The following is an 18,454-nucleotide window of genomic DNA, read 5'->3' as shown; positions in this document are numbered from 1 at the left end:
CGCGCTATTGCCAGTCGCCCATGACGACGATGCGGTTGCCGCGCCGGCGCCAGCGCCCGCTCTCCTCCTCGCCCTGCGGCGCGGCCGAACGGAAATGCGGCAGTTGCTGGTGCAGGGCCCGCGTCAGCGCGCTTTCCACGGCGCGCGCGCTGCCGTCGCCGTCGGCCGCCAGGCGCGCCGCCTGCCCCGCGATGCGCACGAAGCGGCGCGCCAGCTCCAGTTCGCGGTCGACCGGCGCTGCGGCCTCCAGCTCCAGTTCCAGCGCATTGCTGGCGGCGCGCCCCAGGGCCGAACCGAGCGCCGTGCCCACGCCCGGTATCGGTATCATCGAACCGAGGGCGCCGCCGACAAAGGGCAAGGCCGTCTTGGCCACGGCCTTCAAGGCGCCGCCCAGGGGCTTGGCCACCTTGGCGATGGTAGCACCCACCTTCTTGACGCCCTTCCACACGCTCTTGAACACGTTGCCGAGAAACTGTTCCAGTTCCTCCTCGCTGGACACTTCCAGCAATTCCATGGCCAGCTGCAACTCTTCCTCTTCGCTGAACAGGGCCGGGGCGCTCCCCTTGTCGGACCAGGTTTCGCCAAACTCCAGCACTTCAAACGCGGTGCCGGCCCGCTGGCGGCATTGCGCGCATTCACATTCGAGTTGATGCATGATGTACTCCTTCGCAGTCGTCAAGGCGCTGTCGTCAATTCCACATTTCACCCAGCACGGCCAGTTCCAGTTCGCGCCGCTGGTTGGTCAGCACGCCGCGCTGGTTGGCGAACATGTCGTCATGGATGCGCTGCTCGATGCGGCGCCGCTGCGCCGCCGAGGACAGGGCCGCCACGTACACCTGGTGACCGCTCAAGTCGACGCCCATCATCTGGCCGCACAGCCGGTGCTGCAGCAAACGGCGGTGCAGATCGTCCGTCTGGCCGCTGTAGGCGCGGCGCCTTCCACCCGCATCGAACTCGATCACGTACAGGCCCGGGCCGCGGCCATTCGGGTCGCGCAAGGCATTGGCCAGCGTCCCCAGCGCCTGGTAGGTCAAGGCGGCCGCTTCCGGCACCCGGCCCATGGTGCCGGCCAGGGTGGGCGGGATTTCACCTTGTTGCCCGTCATCGTCCTGGCCCTGGTCCTGCCCTTGAGCCTGTCCCTGGCCCGCATCGATGCCCGGCTCCGGCTCCGGCTGGTCGCCAAAGGCCGGCTCCGCCACGGGATAGGCCTGCGGATAGAGGGTCGGGTAGAGGGGCACATAACCGCCCCAGCCCCGGTAGCGCGGCGGCAGATAGGGCAAGGGCGGCGGTGCGGGACGCGGCGGCCTGCGCGCCGGATTCGCCTGGTAGCGCGGCGGCGCGGGACGGCGCTGTCCGCGCAGGGGCGGCCGCGCGCGCAGCCCCCCGCCGCGCATGCCGCCGCGCACGCCACCGGGGGGCCAGCGCTCGCCCTCCCATTCGGCCTCGCCCTCTTCCTCCCCCTGCCACTCCTGCGACCACTCTTGCGACCACTCCCCCTGCCATTCCTGCTCGCCGGCCGCTCCCGGCTGCCCCGCAAAGGGCAGCATTTCAAACGCTTCGTTCATATCGCCTCCTGATGTGATATTCAAGCAAGCCCATCGCCTGCTCCAGTTGCCGCGACGTCTGGTCGGCCCGCAGCAGAAAAGTCAGCGCGCCGGGGACCTCCCCCGCTTGCGCCAGCGACAGCACGCCCGCTGCGCGCATGACCTGTTGCAAATGGGCGCGGCCGGGCAGGCGCTGCACAGGAAAGCTGCCCCCCTGGCAGGCGATGCCGGCCGCCGCCATCCCCGCCCTCCATTGCGCCACCCGCTCCGCCAGCCTGGCGCGCAGGGCATCGCCATGGCGCGCATTGAGCGCCAGCGCGCGCCGCGCCGCCGCCAGCACGGCTGCCGAAGGCGGACTGGCATGCACGCGCGTCTGGCTGTGCGCCGCGAAGCGCCGCAGCAAGTTGCCGCTGCCGGCCAGCACGGCCAGCGGCACGCCAAAGCCCTTGGCCAGCGAGGCGCCGACGATCAGGTGGCCGCCCCCCTTGTCGTAGCCGCCCGGCAAGCCATGCAGCCGCGCCGAGCCGCCACCAGCCGTGCCCATCACGCCCAGCACCTGCGTGTCGTCCAGCAGCAGATAGCCGCCTCCCTGGCGCGCCAGGGCCGCGTAGCCGGCCAGCGGCAAGACCTGTTCGCTGCCCGGCACATAGCCGTCGGCCAGGATCAGCGGGCGCCGCCCCTGCCGGCCCCAGTCCGCCGCCAGACGCCGCAGCACCGCCATCTCGCCGCTGGGAAACATGCGCAGGGGCAAGCCCAGCGCCTGCGCCCGCTCGGCGCCCCAGCGCGCGATGGCGTAGCTGCCGCCATCGACGAGGATCACCAGCCGCTCGGCAGCGAGCATGCCGAACAGGTCCCAGAACAGGTGCAGGGTCGACGGCAGCACGCAGGCGGCCTCGCAGCCTTGCAGCGCAGCCAGGCTTGCTGCCAGGGTTTGCGCGCCGGGCGGCTCCTGCAGCGCGGCCGGCTGACCCAGGGTCAGGCTGCTCCATGGCGCCAGCGAAGCCGCCGGATGGCGCATGCCCAGGTAGAGCGCACTGGTAAAATCGAGCATGCACGCGCCTCGCTCCCGTCCTAGACGCTGCGCAGCTGCTGGCTCAGGCGCTGGCGCAGCAATACCGAGGGCATCGTCGCTTCGATCGCCGGGTCGCTGCTGTCGACGGACAGGTCGACCCCGGTGGCGGCGCGGTAGCCGTGGATATAGCCCTGCACTTGCGGGCGCCAGAAGCGCGCCCAGTTGAATGCCTGCGTGGGTTCGTAGATGTCGCTCCAGTTGCCGTAGCGCACGGAAAGCAGCAATTGCTCGCCAAAGATGGCCAGGTTACGGAAATGCATCACACTCGTATCCGTCCAGCCTTGCAGTTTCTTCATGGCATCGACCCGGTCCATCCACGGCTCCGGATACGCCACCATCACGCGCGTCGGCAAGAATTCGCGGAATTCGGGGCGCGCCAGCATCCATTGCTGCATCAGCATCTCGATGCGCGCCGTCGACGGCAAGTCGCCGAACTGGTTGTGCGCGCCCTGCGACAGGATCAAATGGATTTCCTTCAAGGCATTCAGCACGGGGAAGGCGTCCGCCTTCACGGTGGTGTCGTCATCCTGCTTGTAGAACGAGGTGAGCAGGCGCAGCAGGTGGTGGAACGCTTCCAGGAATTTGGAGCGGCTGTCGGCCGGCCGGAAGTGCTGCACTGCCTTGCCGTCCAGGCGCACGCCGTAGTGATGGTCATATTCGTAGTTGCGGCGCACCACGGTCAGCCGGTGCTGCTCATCCTGGGTGTAGCCCCACAGCAAGTTATTCAGGGGACGCAGCATGTCGATTTCCGTGTTCGACAAGGGGTCGAGGCCGCCGCCGGGCGCGCGCAGGTTCTGGAAGCGTTGCGCGATGGCGTTCATGGTCTGCACCAGCATGCCCTCTTCGTGCCAGTACGACCAGATCAGTTCCAGCAGGCAAGGGTTCGCCAGCTTTTCCTGGATGATGCCAAAGCACAGGTCCACTTCCCCCTCCTGGCCGCGCGGGATGCTGATGGGGATGTCGGGCAATTTGCGCCGGATCACGGCCAGGTAGGGCAAGGTCTGGAAGCCGTCGATGTTTTCCAGGTAATCGTTGCGCAGCACGGTTTCCAGGTCGCGCCCCTGGGGGATGTCGCGCCGGTCCAGATAGGCGTTGTCTTCGGCCGGATTGAAAGCCAGCGGCTGGTTCAGCACGCCGCAATTGACCATCACGAACGCTTCCGTCGCCACTTTCAGCACGCGGTAGGAGTCCGAATCGGAGAACGGCAGCGCGCGGCGCTGCTTGAGCTGCTGGAACATGTCGGCCTTCTTGACGAAGCGCTCCTGCTCGAAGCCGCGCACGGCGGCCAGATCGCCGCAAAACAGGCTGTCCATGAAATGCAGGTAATTTGTAAACGACATCGCCTCGGTGCTGTTGCGTATCAAGGTCCACAGGGGCAAGTCTTCCGTCGGTTCCGTTTCCGTGCGCGTCAGCGACACGCCCACATTGCCCGAGATGGGCTGCGGCTGGCGCTCTTCCGTCTCGTATTCCGCATCCACGGCCAGCATGGCGTTCGGACTCAGCCCTTCCGGCACGGGCAAGGCGCTGCGCAGGTCGGGCCGCTGCGAAAGCATCATCTGCGCCATGAAACGGTGCATGCCGGCGCGCCGCACGGGTGTGGAAAAGGCGTTCGGCGTGCCGCGCATGGGCACCCATGGCGCGACGGCCAGCACCTGCACCTGGTCGCGCCCGTCGGCGCTTTGATCGCCGTCAAACGACACGGTGGCCACGGCGCGGTCGCCCACCCTGCCAAAATTGCAGTCGCTGGGATGGCAGTCCGGCGTTTCGAAGGCCAGCCCCACCTGCGGGTTGAGCTGCGGCTTGAAGCACAGCACGGCGCTGCAGCCGGCCTGCACCGTCACGCACTGGGGCGCCGTGGCGGGGAAATTGCCATACACGCCCACGTAGCTGCCCGTCGCCAGGTCGGCAAACACGGTGCCGCCACGGCCATCCGTCCAGCGCACGCCCACCAGCATGGCAGGGTCGGCTTGCCAGGCGGCGGCATTGAAATCATGGCAGTCGGCCTCGGCGCCCCGGTACAGGCTGATCGCGGCATTGACGACCATGGCCCCGCTGTCCTGCTCGTGCACGGTGACGACGATGCTGCCGCCCTGCTGTTTCGGCCCCGCCTGGCCCGCCGCCCCGCTCCTGCTGCCCATCTTGCCACCCATATTGCTGCTCATCTTGCTGCTCATGTCATTCTCCTCAATGGATAATCAAACGGCCTGCCGGACCGGCGGCCATGCCGCACGACATCCGCGCACAGCTCCGACGTGTCCAGGGTGCTGCGCAGGGCCCAGTGGGTCAGCAAACGCCCCAGCAGCTCGCTTTCGTCTTCCGGGCTCAAGGTGGCGCTGGCGCGCGCCTGGCCCAGCACGGCGAACACCAGGGTAGGCGTCGCCTGGTACATCTGCGCCGGCGCCAGGGTCCAGCTGCGAAACAGCTGCGCCAGCATGGCCGGCTGGCGCGTGTGCACGGCCATGGCTTCGACCAGCGAGCCGCCGCGCAAGGCCGGCGGCCGGTGCTGCACCAGCAAGCCCACCAGGGCGTCCATGCTGGCCTGCAACTGTTCCAGCAGCCGCTGCCGGGCCGGCGGCAAGCCGGCCAGCGGGTAGTACGATAGCCACAGCTGCTCCAGGCGGTCCCACTGCGGATGCGGATACAAGGCCCGTCCCATGGCGCAGCTCAGGCGCACCCGCAGCCATGGCACCGGATGGGGATCGTCGATATTCAGGCGGAAGACAAACACGCGCGGCAGGCTGACCACGCCGATCAGGCCCAGGGTGGCGGCCACGCCGACCCGCGCCAGCGACCAGAAGTCGGCCACGATCTCGGAAATCCACCGCTCCCACAACTGCCACACGTGAACCAGACCGCTGCCGCCGTGCTGCATGGCTTGCAGCACTGGCCGCAAGGATGCCACCAGGTCCAGCAGCGCCGCGCCCTGGTGGCCGATCTCGTGCACCAGCGACGAGGCGATGCCGCTGCCGATCATGCGTTCGCGCGGCAGGCGGATGATGGCGACGGGATTGTCGCCGCCGCCCGGCAGGCGCGTGCGCGCGCGGCGGATGGCCGCGCCCGGTCCCCGGTCCAGGTAGCAGATCACGGGCGGCGCCTGGTAGACATCGCTGGGCAGCGCCAGCGCATCGGCGGCAACAATATCGAGGCCGGCCAGCCACACGCCCGTCTTGTGCTCGCTGCGCTGGGTGATGACTTCGTTGAACAGGTCGAACTGGGTCAGCGCGGCATTGAACTTCAGGCGCAGGAAAGTGAAGCGGCGCTGGGCCTCGGCAGCCGTGGCCATGCTGGCGCCATCGGCGTGCTCGCGCCGCAGCCACCACTGGAACTGGGCCACCATGCGCCGCAAGGCGCGCCGGCCCCGCACCAGCTGGCTTTCGATGGCCGACTGGGCGCTTGGCATCAGGGACGCCGCCAGCACCGTCGGCTCGATCAGCGCAAACGGTTCCAGCCGCGCCAGCCGCGTCAGCAGCGAGCGCGCCTCCTGCTCCAGCATCCAGGCTGCATAAGCGCCGATGGCCATGATGTCAGACGCCGTACAGGACGATCTTGTGGCCCTGGCGTGCCCAGCGGCCGCTGGATGGGCGCATGCCGGCGCCGCTGCGCACGCCGGCCGGCGCCATGCCGCCCCCCGCACCCGCGCCGCTGCCGTTCTGCGTGGCGACCTGGCCGCCCGGGCGGCCCAGCAAGCCTGGCGCGAACTGGCGCGCCGCCGCGCTGGCCGCCGCTTGGGCGATGGCGCGCGGGTCGCCATTGCCGCGCGCTTGCGCGGCGCGGTTGACGGTATCGGCAGCCAGGCGCACGAACTGCTTGGCGCCCTCGAATTCGCGGTCTTCGTTCGACGACGCTTCCGCTTCCAGCCCCAGGGCGCTGCCGGCGGCCGAGGCCAGGCCGCTGCCGATCTTGGCGCCCAGCGGGCCGCCGAAATAGCCGCCGATGGCGCCGCCCGCCAGGGGAATGGCCTTCTTCGCCACGCCCTTGAGCACGCCGCCGATCGCTTGTCCCACGGGCGACTTGATGATGCCGCCCGCCACGGAGGCGGCCTTGCGCAGGAAATTGCCGAGAAACTGTTCCAGTTCGGCTTCATTGCTGACCGACAACAGTTCATTCGCCAGCTCCATCTCCTCGGCCTCGGAAAACATGGCGCTCGCGCCGCCCTCGCCGCTCCACTCGCCCTGGCCAAACTCGAACTGTTCCGCTTCAAAGCCGGACATTTCCTGTCCGTATTCCAGGGTCGTACGATCCAAGTCATGCATGATGAACTCCTCAAAGTTAGCACCTCGGTTGACATAACAGTGCCGGACGCAGCAGCCGTCCGGCTAACAATCGAGCACGACGATGTGCCCGCCCTCGCGGCGCCAATGGCCAGCATCCCGTCCCGGCGTTTGCGCCGCCTGCCTAAGCAAGCCTGGCGCCACGCGGCGTGCCACTTGCAGCAGGGCCGTGTCCACCCGCGTCCTGGGGGCGCGCGCGCCCAGGACGCCGTCCTGCACCAGCGCCGAGTTGACGGCATCGATCAGGTGCACGACCTGGCGCGCCAGTTCGAATTCCTTGTCTTCCGGGCTCAATCCTTCCAGTTCCATGCCGAAGATGGCCGCAGCGCGCCGCTTGAGCGCCTGCGGCGAGCCACCATGCAGGGGCAGCAAGGGCGCCACCACCTTGCCCAGCAACTGGCGCAGCGGCCCTTCCAGCGGCGTGCCGCGCACTTGCTGGCCCGCCGCGGTGGCGTCCAGCTGGTGCGCCAGGAAAGCATCGAATTGGGCCGGCCCCTGCAATTCCAGCAACTGCGCCGCCAGCGCCAGCGCATCTTCCCGGAGCGGCAGCATGCCCGGCGCGTCAGGCAATTCCATTTCGGGACGATAGGCGAGCAGGCGGCTGGTCATGACAGGCTCCGTTGAAAGGCGGGCGGATGGCCCATGCCTCCCTGACGCAAGGGCCATGCCAGTCCGGCGCAGGGGAAGAATGGGACAGGATGGCGAACGGCGTTTCGCCGATAGCGTAAAAACCATGGTTTCCGGCGAAGCGGGTTTCGTTGTCAAGATGAGCTTTCAAACAAGCTTAATTGGCAGGAATGATTACGTCGCCTATCCGCCACAGTGCCCGCTATCGGCAAAAAATATTTTTCATTTTCAAAAAGAAAACTTCGCGCTACCCCGCCAAAAACACCACCAATACCATACCAACGGACGATAAAAATAAACGTGGCCAACACGTAAATAGTTAATTGGAAACAGGATTTTGGTAGGCAAGCCCTACAATTAACTGGCCAGAATTTGATTGCCTGAAAGAAACTAAATGATAGACCCTACCTTGCGCCGTTTATTGGCCATCACATTACTCAGCCTGCTTACCGCCTGCGGCGGTGGCGGCGACGGCAAGACCGGCGCCAGCCAGAACCCGGACATATCGGTCGTGCCGCCCACGACCACCGCCCCCGGCGATCCGGCCAACCCCGGCACCAAGCCGGGCGACACCATCCCGCCGCCGCCCCTGACCACGCCGCCGGCCAACCAGACAGCCATCTTCACGCGCGCGGAAGCGTCGCGCTTCCTGGGCCGCGCCACGTTCGGGCCGGACATGGCGGCCATCGACGCCCTCGCCGCCAGCGACAGCGACGCCTGGTTCCGCGCGCAGTTTTCCAAGCCGCAAACCTTGCACCGCAAATATATCGACGCCAAGTATCCCGTTGCGGGCGCGGCGGCCACCAAGGCCGTGCCGAACGACTTTTACGAGTCGTTCTGGCAGCAAGCCGTGCGCGGCGACGACCAGTTGCGCCAGCGCGTGGCCTTTGCCCTGTCGGAAATCTTCGTCGTGTCCACGCAAAACGAGAGCGTATGGACGCAAACGCGGGGCGTCGCCAGCTATTACGACATGCTGGGGCAACATGCGTTCGGCAACTTCCGCACCCTGCTGCAGGGCGTGGCCACCCATCCGATGATGGGCCTGTACCTGTCGCACCTGCGCAACCAGAAGGAATCGGCCACGCGTACACCCGACGAGAATTTCGCGCGCGAAGTGATGCAGCTGTTTACCATCGGCCTGTACCAGCTGAATGTGGATGGTTCATTGAAAATGTCCGGCGGCAAGCCCATCGACACCTACACGCGCGACGATGTGGGCGGCCTGGCGAAAGTATTTACGGGCTGGAGCTGGGCCGGCCCGGACCAGGGCGCGAACCGTTTCTTTGGCAGCGTGGCCGATCCGGACCGCGACTGGAAACCGATGCAGAACTATGCGGCGTACCACTCCACCAGCGAAAAGCGCTTTCTGGGCGTGAGCGCGGCGGGCGCCGCCGGCGGTGAAGCGGACATGGCGCTGGCCCTCGACACCCTGTTCAACCATCCGAATGCCGGCCCCTTCTTCGGCCGCCAGCTGATCCAGCGCCTGGTGACCAGCAACCCCAGCCCGGCCTATGTAGGCAGGGTTGCGGCCGCCTTCGCCAACAATGGTTCTGGCGTGCGCGGCGACATGCAGGCCGTGATCCGCGCCGTGCTGCTCGACCCCGACGCGCTGGCGCCAGCCGGCAGCAGCCTGCGCACGGGCAAATTGCGCGAACCGCTTGTGCGTCTGGGCAACTGGATGCGCGCCTTTCACGCCAAAGATGCGGCCTTGCAGTACCGCATCTATTACCTGAGCGATCCGCTGTCGGGACTGGGGCAGAATCCCATGAACGCGCCATCCGTCTTCAACTACTTCCGCCCCTCGTACGTGCCGCCCAATTCGGCGCTGGCGACGGCGGGCCTGGTGGCGCCGGAAATGCAGATCACGTCGGAGCCATCCGTCACCGGTTACCTGAACTTCATGCAGGACGCCATCCGCGGCGGCGTGGCGGAAAACAGCGCCGTGCAAGCCGATTACTCGGCCGAACTGGCCCTGGCCGACCAGCCCGCCGCCTTGCTGGACCGGGTCAACTTGCTGTTAATGTCCGGCAATATGTCGTCCCGGCTGCGCGGCAAGATCCTGGCGGCCGTCACGAGCATCGCGATTCCCCCTGCCAGCGGCAGCAATGCCGCGCAAGTGACGACGGCAAAAACCTACCGCGTGCACCTGGCCATTTTCCTGGCCATGGCCTCGCCTGAATACCTGGTTCAAAAATAAGGAAGCAGCATGACTATCACCTCTCATTTCTCGCGTCGCCGCTTCCTCGGCTCCATGCTGGGCCTGGCCGGCAGCGCGGCCACGCCATTCGCCCTCAACCTGGCCGCCATGGGCCAGGCCGCGGCCCAGTCCGCCGACGACTACAAGGCCCTCGTCTGCCTGTTCATGACCGGCGGCAACGATTCCTTCAACACGGTGCTGGCCACGGACACGCCATCGTGGAGCGAATACCTGCGCCTGCGCAACACGGGCAGCAACGATTCAATCCACCTGCCCGGCGTCGGCGAAACGGGCGGCGTGCTGCCGATCACGCCGGCCACGGCGCAAACGGGCCGCAGCTTTGCCCTGCACCCCGCCCTCGCTCCCGTGAAAGACCTGTTCGACGGCGGCCGCGCCGCCATCGTTGCCAACGTGGGTACCCTGATCCAGCCCCTGACCCTGGCGCAATACAAAGCGGGCAATGTGGCGCTGCCGCCGAAACTGTTTTCGCATAACGACCAGCAATCGACCTGGCAATCGGGCTTGCCGGAAGGCGCCAGCATCGGCTGGGGCGGACGCCTGGGCGACCTGCTCGGCACGGGCAACGCGAATGCGACGTTTACGGCCATCTCGGCCGCGTCAAACGCGCTGTTCCTCAGCGGGCGCCAGGTGCGCCAGTTCCAGGTGGGCCAGGCAGGCGCCGTGCCGATCCGCAATATCGGCGGCGGCTACCTGTTCGGCACCACCGAGGGCGAGACGGCCTTGCGCGACATCATCAGCACGGCGGGCGACGACATGATGGAGCAGGAACACGTGGCGACGGTACAGCGCGCCATTTCCAGTCAGAGCGTGCTGAGCGGTGCCATGCTGGCGGCGGGCGCGGGCGGCGTGCCCAATCCGCCGCCCTACATCAACCCGAACACGGGCGCGTCCAGCGTCAACCAGCTGGCCGTGCAATTGCAGACGGTGGCGCGCATCATCGGCGGGCGCGGTCCCCTGGGGGCGAAACGGCAAGTGTTCTATGTGACACTGGGCAGTTTCGACACGCATGACCGCCAAAAGGAATTGCACGGCGACCTGATGGCGCGTCTGGCGCACGCGCTCGCGTATTTCGACGCGACCCTGGCCACCCTGCAGGGCGCCGACGTGCGGCGCCAGGTGACGACGTTTACGGCGTCGGACTTCGGCCGCACATTCAGCAGCAACGGCGACGGCACGGATCACGGCTGGGGCGCGCACCACTTTGTCGTGGGGGGCGCCGTGAAGGGCCGCGACATCTACGGCGCCTTCCCCGCCACGGGCCTGGGCCATGAGCTGGACGTCGGTTCCGGCTCCCTGTTGCCGACCACCTCCGTCGACCAGTATGGCGCCACCCTGGCTAAATGGTTCGGCGTGGCAGACGGCCAGCTGGCCGACGTGTTCCCGAACATCGGCAACTTCAGCCGGCGCGACCTGGGTTTCATGACGGCAACTTAACCGTTCACGGCCACCGTCAGGGTGACCACATAACCATCGGTGGCATTGCCCGTCACCGTCGCCATCTGCAAGCTGGTGCCGTCGGCAAAGACATTGTCGGTGGCATAGCTGATCTGCGCCAGGTTGCGCACGCTGGCCGTGTAGCCGCTGGCCGTGTACACCTCGTTTAACGTTGCCATCGGGAACGTGAACTGCGACGTCTTGATGCGATTCACGGCGCTGGCCGCCTTGGCCAGGCTGGGATACACCTCGAAATGCACGTGCGGCATGCGCCCTGCGTAGCAGCCGGGAAAGATGGTCGTGAACGCCAGCTTGCCCGCGCTGTCCGTTTCCTGCACGCCGCGCAAATAATTTTGCGCCGTCACGCCGCTCGAATACAGCGAATACAGGCCGTCCCGGTCGCAATGCCATAAATACACGGCGTAGCCGGCCAGGCTGGCGCAGCCGCCGCTGGCGTTGAGCAACTGCAAATTGATGGTCAAGGGCACGCCTGCCGCCACACCCGTGGCGCCATTGAAACTGGCGCGGATATCGCTGCGCACGACGCCCGACTGGTTCAGCACGTTGATGATGCTGCCGCCATTCGTGTTCGTGCCATCGGCCGGATACGGCCCGCCCGTTTCCTCGGGAATCACCGTGCAGGCGCCCGCGGTCGGTATCGTGACGCTGCCGGCGCCGCCGGACGTGCCTGTGACGCCGCCGCTCGCGGCCGTGCCGCCGCCGCAGCTCATCAACGGCAAGGTGGCGGCGCCCGCCAGCAGCCAGCGCAGGACTTGCCGCCGTTCAAACGCCTGTTGCCGCATCATTTCGAGGTCGGATGCCAGACCGTGATCATGTAAGTCCATATGTATTCCATCAAGTAGGGCAAGCTCGCCAGGGCAGGACTCAGGCTGGCGCACAGGAACAGCGCCTGCGTGGCCCGTTGCGCGAGCGCCTTCCTGGCGGCAATGGCGAGCTTGCGTTCCATGCTTCAAGCCGTTGTATCGACCAGGTTGCCGCTGGCGGACAGGCTGCCGCCCGCACTCGCAGCGCCCAGGCTGCCCGACAGTGCCTGCAGGAAACTGCTCAGTTTGCTACTGCTGCTGCTCGTGCCGCCCTCATCGCCACCCAGCGCGCTGAGCAGACTGGCAAAGCTGGACTGCAAGTCCGTCACGCTGCCGTCCGCGCTCTGCGCGCTGTCGCTGCCATCGCTGCCGGACGACGAGAGTTTTTGCAGCAGGCTTTGCAAATCCGACTCGATATTGCCGGGACCGCCGCGCGCACCACCACCGGGTGGCGGCCCCGAAGGCGGCTCGCCCCCCTCTTCTTGCCCGCCGGCACCGCCACCGCTCTGCGCATGCAGGCTGCCCATCAGCTGGTGCAGGAAGGCGCCCAGCGCCTGGCCCGCGTCGCCGCTGCCGGCGGCGCTGGCGCCGTCCGTCGCGCTTTCGCCATCAGTGGCATCGACCGTCACGCCGATCGATGACAAGGCGCTGGAAATAGCGTCGAGAAATGCGCCATCGTCGGGTTTTGACGGCCGTGTGCCGCCCGCGCCGCTGGTACTGCCGGTATTGCTGCTGCCGCCCAGGCGGCTGAACGCGCTCAGCTGGCTGGCGGCGCTGGTCGAACTCAAGGCACTGATGCTCATCTCGCTCTCCTGTGCTTATTGGGGACGGCGCGGGCCGGGGCGGCTGTCGCCCCGCTGCTGCGCCTGCTTGCGCTGTTCCGGCGTCAGCACGGCCAGCAATTGCTGCTCCAGCCGCGCCTGCTGCAAGCTGATCTGCGCCATGGCTTGCGCCGCCGTGCTGGCCAGCGCACTGGCCTTCGCATCGTCATAGGCGCTGGACGCGGCCAGCGCGCGCAGTTGCGCATGGGCCTTGAAGGCGATCTTTTCCTGTTCCCGCAGCAAGGGCGCCTGGGCGTAGGTCGCGGCGAAAATCTTGTCCTGCTGCGCTTCGCTCAAGTCGATGCCGCGCAGGAATGGCGGCAAGCCTGGCGCACCGGGTCCGCCGGGTCCGTGAAGCAGGCCGGGCGGCGGCCCTTCCATGGCGCGCGCTGGCGGGCCGTCCGGTGCAGCTTCTTGCTGGGCCAGCGCCAGCAGCGGCATGCTGCAGGCGGACAGCAGCAACAGGGATACGGCAATACTCAGGTATTTCATCGGGCTTTCCTTTCGTGGCGATCAGCCCTGATTGTGGGCGTCTGGCATGTAAAGCAACGTTAGGGCGGCGTAAAAGCGTGTAAAGGAAGGTGCGCAAATGTAAGCGGACGTATGTAAAAGCGGGTAAAACCGCCCTGAACGGCCCCCTTTGACTGCTATCATCGGGCGATATTCACCCGAAAAAAGTACAGGCATGAGCAAGGTTTTGTTAATCGATGACGACGTGGAACTGGTCGGCATGTTCCAGGAATACCTGACGCAGGAAGGTTTTGACGCCCGCGCCGTGCATGACGGCGAAAGCGGCGCGGCCGAGGCGCTGACGGGCCTGTACGCCATCGCCATCCTCGACGTCATGATGCCGCGCATGAATGGACTGGAAACCCTGCGCCGCATCCGCGCCGGCAGCAACCTGCCCATCCTGATGCTGACGGCGCGCGGCGACGATACGGACCGCATCGTGGGACTGGAGCTGGGCGCCGACGATTACGTGACAAAACCGTGCACGCCGCGCGAGCTGACGGCGCGCATCCGCGCCATCCTGCGCCGTGCGCAAGCGGCGCCGCAGGACACCTCGGGCCTGGCGCCGCTGACCGTGGGCCAGTTGACGATGTGGCCGGAGCAGCGCCGCGTTGCCTGGGCCGGCGCGCACCTGGAGCTGACGAGCACGGAATTCAACCTGCTGGAAGTGCTGGTGCGCCATGCGGGCAAGCCCGTGAGCAAGAATCAGCTGTCCGAACTGGGCCTGGGCCGGCCCATGGCCCGCTTCGACCGCAATATCGACGTACACTTGAGCAGCCTGCGCCGCAAGCTGGGCAGCCTGGCCGATGGCCGTTCCTGTTTGCAAACCGTGTACCGTCTCGGCTACCAGCTGATCAAGGAGTAAGCGTGGGCCGTCTGTTCTGGAAGTTTTTTCTGTGCATCATGCTGGCGCAAGTGACGGCCACCATCGGCATCGGCGGCACCTTCTGGCTGAAAAACCGGGCCGCGCAGCAGGAACGTGCCCTCGACATCGATACCAGCCCGCCCGCGCAAATGATCATCGAGGCCGCCAGCGCCACCGTGGAAGCGGGCGGCAGCCAGGCCTTGCGGCAATTCCTGGGCAAGCTCGAACGCATGCGCGTGTTTGCTGTCGATGCCAAAGGGCAAGAATTGATGGGCCGCGCCGTGCATCCCGCCATGCTGGCCAAGGCGCGCGCCATGCTGCAACAAAGCCAGGCCCATCCCGTCGTGCGCGACGTGGCCGGCAGCGACGGCAAGCGCTACCTGCTGTTCCTGCCCTCGTCCGAACGCTTCCGCAATGCCGAGGCGGGCGCCGCGCGCGACACGCTCAACGCCGTCACCCTGAGCGGCCCGCGCGCCATGGGACCCGGTCCACGCCCCAGCGAAGCGGGCGCCCCGCCGCCACGCGGCGAATTCGGCCGCGGCATGCCGCCCGGCCCGCGCATGGACAGTCCCTATCGCACCTTCATTCCCCTGGCCGCCGCCATCGCCGCCAGCCTGCTGTTCGCCTTTTTGCTGGCCTGGTACTTTGCGCGCCCCATCCGCGACCTGCGGCAGGCGTTCGAGGCCGCCTCGCACGGCAACCTGGCGCCGCGCTTCCACGCCAGCGGCAAGCGCGGCGATGAATTGACGGACCTGGGACGCGATTTCGACCGCATGACGGGCCGTTTGCGCAGCCTCATGGACAGCCAGAGGCGCTTGCTGCATGATGTCTCGCATGAGCTGCGCTCGCCGCTGGCGCGCTTGCAGGCCGCCATCGGCTTGGCGCACCAGCAGCCGGACAAGATGGCCGCCTCGATGCAGCGCATCGAACGCGAAAGCGAGCGCATGGATAAACTGATCGGTGAACTGCTGACCCTGTCGCGGCTGGAAGCGGGCGCCGGGCAAGCGGGCGCGGGGCACGCGCACAGCGAAGACGTCGGCATCGCCGACCTCGTGCACGACATCGTGGACGACGCCCGCTATGAAGCCAGGGCGCGCCTGATGGGCATCGACCTGGCGGTCGACGCGGCCATGGCCGACGCCTGCGTCACGGGCCAGCCCGAACTGCTGGCGCGCGCCGTGGAAAACGTGGTGCGCAATGCTGTCAAGCACAGCCCCGACGGCGGCACGGTCGATGTCGAGCTGTCGCGCCAGCATGATTGCTTGCGCATCGCCGTGCTGGACCGGGGACCCGGCGTGGCCAGCGCCGACCTGGCCCGCATTTTTGAACCGTTCTTCCGCGCCGCCAATACCCAGCACAGCACGGACGGCCATGGCCTGGGCCTGGCCATCGCCCAACACGTCATCAACGCCCATGGCGGCCGCATCGGGGCCAGCTTGCGCAGCGGTGGCGGACTGTGCGTGGAAATGTTGTTGCCCGTCAAAACGCCAGGCTGACCTGTCGGCGAGCCTGGCGTCTTTTACGCGCGGAGAATGCTGTTACGCCTGCGTATCGATGATGCTGCCCAGGGTGGACGAGGTCGATTTGGCCGGGCTCGTCGCCGTATCGGCGCTGCTGACCGGCTGAGCATCTTGCTGCGCCGCCTTCTGCGCGGCGGCAGCTTGCAACTGGGCAATTTGCGCCTGCAAGGCCTGGATTTGCTGCGCCAGTTGCTGTTGCAGCTTTTGCGACGCCTCCGTCTGCTCGCCCTTCTGCGACTCCGTCAACTGCTTTTGCGCCGCCGTGATCTGCTTTTGCAGCGCCGCGATCTGCGAACTGCTGCCCGAACTGGCGCTACCGGCCGCGCTGACCGCGCTGCCTGAACCGATTGCCGCTACCATGATGCCTCCTCAGTGTTTCGATACCAAGGTTAACGGCAGGCATGGGCGCGGATGTAGTGCCGCAGGTGTAAAGACAGGTAAAGACAGGGAAAGACGGCTGGCGCCCCTCCCTTCACCGCAATCAGGTCTTGGGTAAGGTTACGCCGACCTGGCCCTGGTACTTGCCGCCGCGGTCCTTGTACGACGTTTCGCACACTTCATCGGACTCGAAGAACAGCACTTGCGCCACGCCTTCGTTGGCATAGATTTTCGCCGGCAGCGGTGTCGTGTTGGAAAACTCCAGGGTCACATAGCCTTCCCACTCCGGTTCGAACGGGGTGACGTTGACGATGATGCCGCAGCGCGCATAGGTGCTCTTGCCCAGGCAAATCGTCAGCACGTTGCGGGGAATGCGGAAATACTCGACGGTACGGGCCAGCGCGAACGAGTTCGGCGGGATGATGCAATAGCCCTTGCCGGACACGTCGACGAAATTGTTCGCGTCGAAATCCTTCGGATCGACGATGGTGGTATTGATGTTGGTGAACAACTTGAACTCGTCGGCGCAACGGATGTCATAGCCATAGCTGGACGTGCCGTAGGAAACGATGCGGTTGCCGTCGCGTTCCTTGACCTGGCCCGGTTCGAACGGCTCGATCATGCCCGTTGTTTCCGCCATGCGGCGTATCCATTTATCGCTTTTAATCGTCATCGCAGGGGTATCTTTCTAGAATATCGGAATGGCTGGGGCCGCACGCCTGCTGCAGGCGTGGCCCGGATGGCAGGATTTTACGCGAAAATCCGCCACTTTTGGCCCTTGCCCGCTGAAAATCCTTGCCAGTCGGCTAGTGTTTAGCCAACAGCGAGGTGATCATCTCGCGCACCACTTGCGCCGTCAGTTCCGGGTTTTCCATGGGAAACAGATGCCCGCCCGGCACCTGGCGGAAAAATTTGCCGACCAGCTTGCGCGTGGCCGTCAAGCCCGCCTGGCGGCATTCCACCGATTCCGTGCCGCCGATAAAACCGATGGGCACTGGAAATCCGTCCTTAACGAGACCGCCGATGTGGTGCGGCAAGCTGCGGTAGACCTGCGTCTCCACTTCGCGCGTAAAGCGCAGCTGCACCCCGTCCGGATGCGGCGCCAGGCCGCTGTCGATGTAATCGCGCAAGACTTGCGGCGCCCAGATGGCGAACATGTCCTTGGCGGCAAAATGCTCATACGCAGCTTGCGCATCGGGCCACAGCTTGCGCCGCCGGGCGGAAAAACGGGCGGGAGAGTAACGCTCGCCCAGTGCCGTGTTGCGCGCCAGCCGCACCAGCAAGGCGCGCCAGCCCGCCACCACGGGCGAATCGAGCAAGACCACGCAGCGCACCAGGTCGGGACGCTGCTTGGCCACCATGACGCTGAGCATGCCGCCCAACGAATGGCCGACGAGGATCACGGGCGCGCTGTAGCGGCGCTCCAGGTCGTCGATATACTCGCGCACCAGCTCGGGCCAGCCCGTGCTGACGGGGTATTCGGGATCGTGCGCATGCATGTCGAGCGCCTGCACGGTGTAATGCTGTCCCAGCAAGCCAAACAGCTTGCGGTAAGTGCCGGCTGGATAACTGTTGGCATGGGCAAAGTGCAGTTGCGGGAGGGTCATCGTGGGTCGGTGCCGGTGAATGCGATAAACAATTGTAATGGCATGCCGGCAAGACGTATCAGAGGAAGGACTCTAATTGCCGGGGCGCATGGGCCATGCCGGGCACGAACGCCGCCAGCACTTCGCCCAGCTCGGCGTTGGAATCCACGACGCAAAAAGCATCGTCGAACGCGTGGTGACGGTTCATGGGATTGCGCACGACGATGCATTCCAGTCCGGCCGCATTGGCGGCGCGCAAGCCGCGCGGCGAGTCTTCCACGGCCACGCAGTCGGCGGCGGCCAGGCCCAGGCGCTGCAAGCCCAGCTGGTAGCCGTCGGGCGCCGGCTTGCTTTCCCCATACATTTCACGCGTGAGCACGAAATCGAAGTGGCGCAACAAGCCCGTGGCCGCATGGCTGATCCGGAAATGCTGCTCGTAGGCACTGGTGACCACGCCCATGGCCACGTGCGGGCGCAGCGCCGCCAGCACTTGCCCGATGCCGGGCATGGCCAGCTGGCGCGCCTGGCGCAGGCGCTGCGCGAACAGCGCGGTGCGCTCGGCCCGCAAGCGCTCGACCAGCTCGATCTCATGGCCCTGCCCCAGCAGCACATGCCAGGCGCCATAGTTATTGTCCAGGAACCAGTCAAAGAATTGCTTCGGCGTCAGGTCTATGCCGTAGGGCAAGAGCAAGTCGCGGTTGCTTTCGTAAAACAGCTGCTCGGTGTTGACCAGCACGCCATCGTTGTCCCACAGCACGCCCTGGATAGTTTTCATGGCTTGTTG

At 66.3% G+C, this 18,454-nt stretch carries 20 protein-coding genes; 5 read left to right on the top strand and 15 right to left on the bottom strand.

Annotated features, from left to right (window positions below; genetic code table 11):
* Positions 1-4 precede the first annotated feature (4 nt).
* The 7 genes from O0879_RS02360 to O0879_RS02330 form a co-directional block, all read right to left on the bottom strand.
* The gene (locus O0879_RS02360; protein ID WP_289914459.1) at positions 5-655 is read right to left on the bottom strand and encodes a hypothetical protein; all 651 of its coding nucleotides are present in this window, start codon (positions 653-655) and stop codon (positions 5-7) included.
* Between the two features lie 34 nt (positions 656-689).
* Positions 690-1,565: a hypothetical protein gene (locus O0879_RS02355; RefSeq protein WP_289914458.1), complete on the bottom strand. Its 876-nt coding sequence runs from the start codon at positions 1,563-1,565 to the stop codon at positions 690-692.
* The gene (locus O0879_RS02350; RefSeq protein ID WP_289914457.1) at positions 1,549-2,595 is read right to left on the bottom strand and encodes an aminotransferase class I/II-fold pyridoxal phosphate-dependent enzyme; all 1,047 of its coding nucleotides are present in this window, start codon (positions 2,593-2,595) and stop codon (positions 1,549-1,551) included. The genes O0879_RS02355 and O0879_RS02350 overlap by 17 nt, the downstream gene beginning before the upstream one ends.
* Before the next feature lie 20 nt (positions 2,596-2,615).
* Entirely contained in the window at positions 2,616-4,790 is a 2,175-nt protein-coding gene (locus O0879_RS02345; protein WP_289914455.1) for a hypothetical protein, read from the bottom strand.
* Positions 4,787-6,136: a hypothetical protein gene (locus O0879_RS02340; RefSeq protein ID WP_289914454.1), complete on the bottom strand. Its 1,350-nt coding sequence runs from the start codon at positions 6,134-6,136 to the stop codon at positions 4,787-4,789. Before O0879_RS02340 ends, O0879_RS02345 begins: the two co-directional genes overlap by 4 nt.
* 4 nt (positions 6,137-6,140) lie before the next feature.
* Positions 6,141-6,869, bottom strand: a complete 729-nt coding sequence (locus O0879_RS02335) for a hypothetical protein (protein WP_289914453.1) — start codon at positions 6,867-6,869, stop codon at positions 6,141-6,143.
* A 63-nt stretch (positions 6,870-6,932) separates the two neighbouring features.
* Positions 6,933-7,496, bottom strand: a complete 564-nt coding sequence (locus tag O0879_RS02330) for a hypothetical protein (RefSeq protein ID WP_289914452.1) — start codon at positions 7,494-7,496, stop codon at positions 6,933-6,935.
* On the opposite strand from O0879_RS02330, the gene O0879_RS02325 reads away from it, so the two are divergent.
* The 3 genes from O0879_RS02325 (at position 7,495) to O0879_RS02315 (ending at position 11,166) form a co-directional block, all read left to right on the top strand.
* Entirely contained in the window at positions 7,495-7,806 is a 312-nt protein-coding gene (locus O0879_RS02325; protein WP_289914451.1) for a hypothetical protein, read from the top strand. The two genes, O0879_RS02330 and O0879_RS02325, sit on opposite strands and share 2 nt — an antisense overlap.
* Positions 7,807-7,908: 102 nt before the next feature.
* Complete coding sequence (locus O0879_RS02320; protein ID WP_289914450.1) at positions 7,909-9,711, top strand: DUF1800 domain-containing protein; 1,803 nt, start codon at positions 7,909-7,911, stop codon at positions 9,709-9,711.
* A 9-nt stretch (positions 9,712-9,720) separates the two neighbouring features.
* A complete protein-coding gene (locus tag O0879_RS02315) occupies positions 9,721-11,166 on the top strand; it encodes a DUF1501 domain-containing protein (protein WP_289914449.1) in 1,446 nt (481 codons plus the stop codon).
* On the opposite strand, the gene O0879_RS02310 is transcribed toward O0879_RS02315, so the two are convergent.
* Genes O0879_RS02310 through O0879_RS02295 form a run of 4 tightly spaced genes read right to left on the bottom strand, consistent with a single transcriptional unit; the run spans position 11,163 to position 13,303 of the window.
* Positions 11,163-12,011, bottom strand: coding sequence for an intradiol ring-cleavage dioxygenase (locus O0879_RS02310; protein ID WP_289914448.1), 849 nt, complete (start codon positions 12,009-12,011; stop codon positions 11,163-11,165). The genes O0879_RS02315 and O0879_RS02310 overlap by 4 nt on opposite strands.
* Positions 11,969-12,133, bottom strand: a complete 165-nt coding sequence (locus O0879_RS02305; RefSeq protein WP_171985041.1) for a hypothetical protein — start codon at positions 12,131-12,133, stop codon at positions 11,969-11,971. The genes O0879_RS02310 and O0879_RS02305 overlap by 43 nt, the downstream gene beginning before the upstream one ends.
* Positions 12,134-12,136: 3 nt before the next feature.
* A complete protein-coding gene (locus tag O0879_RS02300) occupies positions 12,137-12,793 on the bottom strand; it encodes a hypothetical protein (RefSeq protein WP_289914447.1) in 657 nt (218 codons plus the stop codon).
* A 15-nt stretch (positions 12,794-12,808) separates the two neighbouring features.
* Complete coding sequence (locus O0879_RS02295; RefSeq protein ID WP_289914446.1) at positions 12,809-13,303, bottom strand: Spy/CpxP family protein refolding chaperone; 495 nt, start codon at positions 13,301-13,303, stop codon at positions 12,809-12,811.
* Between the two features lie 193 nt (positions 13,304-13,496).
* Here O0879_RS02295 and O0879_RS02290 point away from each other — a divergent pair, with 193 nt between their 5' ends.
* Both O0879_RS02290 and O0879_RS02285 read left to right on the top strand, forming a co-directional pair.
* Entirely contained in the window at positions 13,497-14,186 is a 690-nt protein-coding gene (locus O0879_RS02290; RefSeq protein ID WP_251348393.1) for a response regulator transcription factor, read from the top strand.
* 2 nt (positions 14,187-14,188) lie between these two features.
* Positions 14,189-15,682, top strand: coding sequence for an ATP-binding protein (locus O0879_RS02285; protein ID WP_289914445.1), 1,494 nt, complete (start codon positions 14,189-14,191; stop codon positions 15,680-15,682).
* Positions 15,683-15,724: 42 nt separating this feature from the next.
* Here the strand turns inward: O0879_RS02285 and O0879_RS02280 are convergent, their stop codons facing one another.
* The 4 genes from O0879_RS02280 to O0879_RS02265 form a co-directional block, all read right to left on the bottom strand.
* Positions 15,725-16,066 carry a FlxA-like family protein gene (locus O0879_RS02280; RefSeq protein WP_251348391.1) on the bottom strand — a complete coding sequence of 114 codons (342 nt, stop codon included), beginning with the start codon at positions 16,064-16,066 and terminating at the stop codon, positions 15,725-15,727.
* 121 nt (positions 16,067-16,187) lie between these two features.
* Positions 16,188-16,757 (bottom strand): dCTP deaminase, encoded by a 570-nt coding sequence (gene dcd / locus O0879_RS02275; protein WP_034755486.1) that lies wholly within the window; start codon positions 16,755-16,757, stop codon positions 16,188-16,190.
* 133 nt (positions 16,758-16,890) lie between these two features.
* The gene (locus O0879_RS02270; RefSeq protein WP_099667598.1) at positions 16,891-17,691 is read right to left on the bottom strand and encodes an alpha/beta hydrolase; all 801 of its coding nucleotides are present in this window, start codon (positions 17,689-17,691) and stop codon (positions 16,891-16,893) included.
* A gap of 58 nt (positions 17,692-17,749) precedes the next feature.
* The gene (locus O0879_RS02265) at positions 17,750-18,445 is read right to left on the bottom strand and encodes an HAD family phosphatase (protein WP_251348389.1); all 696 of its coding nucleotides are present in this window, start codon (positions 18,443-18,445) and stop codon (positions 17,750-17,752) included.
* Positions 18,446-18,454: the final 9 nt, after the last annotated feature.

The sequence above is a fragment of the Janthinobacterium sp. SUN120 genome, from assembly GCF_030397735.1.
Classification (GTDB): domain Bacteria; phylum Pseudomonadota; class Gammaproteobacteria; order Burkholderiales; family Burkholderiaceae_D; genus Janthinobacterium; species Janthinobacterium kumbetense.
This window is presented reverse-complemented; position numbering and strand designations above follow the sequence as displayed.

Coding starts and splice junctions, on each gene's coding strand:
- O0879_RS02360 (WP_289914459.1), bottom strand. CDS start 655: ATGCATCAACTCGAATGTGAATGCGCGCAATGCCGCCAGCGGGCCGGC.
- O0879_RS02355 (WP_289914458.1), bottom strand. CDS start 1,565: ATGAACGAAGCGTTTGAAATGCTGCCCTTTGCGGGGCAGCCGGGAGCG.
- O0879_RS02350 (WP_289914457.1), bottom strand. CDS start 2,595: ATGCTCGATTTTACCAGTGCGCTCTACCTGGGCATGCGCCATCCGGCG.
- O0879_RS02345 (WP_289914455.1), bottom strand. CDS start 4,790: ATGAGCAGCAAGATGAGCAGCAATATGGGTGGCAAGATGGGCAGCAGG.
- O0879_RS02340 (WP_289914454.1), bottom strand. CDS start 6,136: ATGGCCATCGGCGCTTATGCAGCCTGGATGCTGGAGCAGGAGGCGCGC.
- O0879_RS02335 (WP_289914453.1), bottom strand. CDS start 6,869: ATGCATGACTTGGATCGTACGACCCTGGAATACGGACAGGAAATGTCC.
- O0879_RS02325 (WP_289914451.1), top strand. CDS start 7,495: ATGACAGGCTCCGTTGAAAGGCGGGCGGATGGCCCATGCCTCCCTGAC.
- O0879_RS02330 (WP_289914452.1), bottom strand. CDS start 7,496: ATGACCAGCCGCCTGCTCGCCTATCGTCCCGAAATGGAATTGCCTGAC.
- O0879_RS02320 (WP_289914450.1), top strand. CDS start 7,909: ATGATAGACCCTACCTTGCGCCGTTTATTGGCCATCACATTACTCAGC.
- O0879_RS02315 (WP_289914449.1), top strand. CDS start 9,721: ATGACTATCACCTCTCATTTCTCGCGTCGCCGCTTCCTCGGCTCCATG.
- O0879_RS02310 (WP_289914448.1), bottom strand. CDS start 12,011: ATGGACTTACATGATCACGGTCTGGCATCCGACCTCGAAATGATGCGG.
- O0879_RS02305 (WP_171985041.1), bottom strand. CDS start 12,133: ATGGAACGCAAGCTCGCCATTGCCGCCAGGAAGGCGCTCGCGCAACGG.
- O0879_RS02300 (WP_289914447.1), bottom strand. CDS start 12,793: ATGAGCATCAGTGCCTTGAGTTCGACCAGCGCCGCCAGCCAGCTGAGC.
- O0879_RS02295 (WP_289914446.1), bottom strand. CDS start 13,303: ATGAAATACCTGAGTATTGCCGTATCCCTGTTGCTGCTGTCCGCCTGC.
- O0879_RS02290 (WP_251348393.1), top strand. CDS start 13,497: ATGAGCAAGGTTTTGTTAATCGATGACGACGTGGAACTGGTCGGCATG.
- O0879_RS02280 (WP_251348391.1), bottom strand. CDS start 16,066: ATGGTAGCGGCAATCGGTTCAGGCAGCGCGGTCAGCGCGGCCGGTAGC.
- dcd (WP_034755486.1), bottom strand. CDS start 16,757: ATGACGATTAAAAGCGATAAATGGATACGCCGCATGGCGGAAACAACG.
- O0879_RS02270 (WP_099667598.1), bottom strand. CDS start 17,691: ATGACCCTCCCGCAACTGCACTTTGCCCATGCCAACAGTTATCCAGCC.
- O0879_RS02265 (WP_251348389.1), bottom strand. CDS start 18,445: ATGAAAACTATCCAGGGCGTGCTGTGGGACAACGATGGCGTGCTGGTC.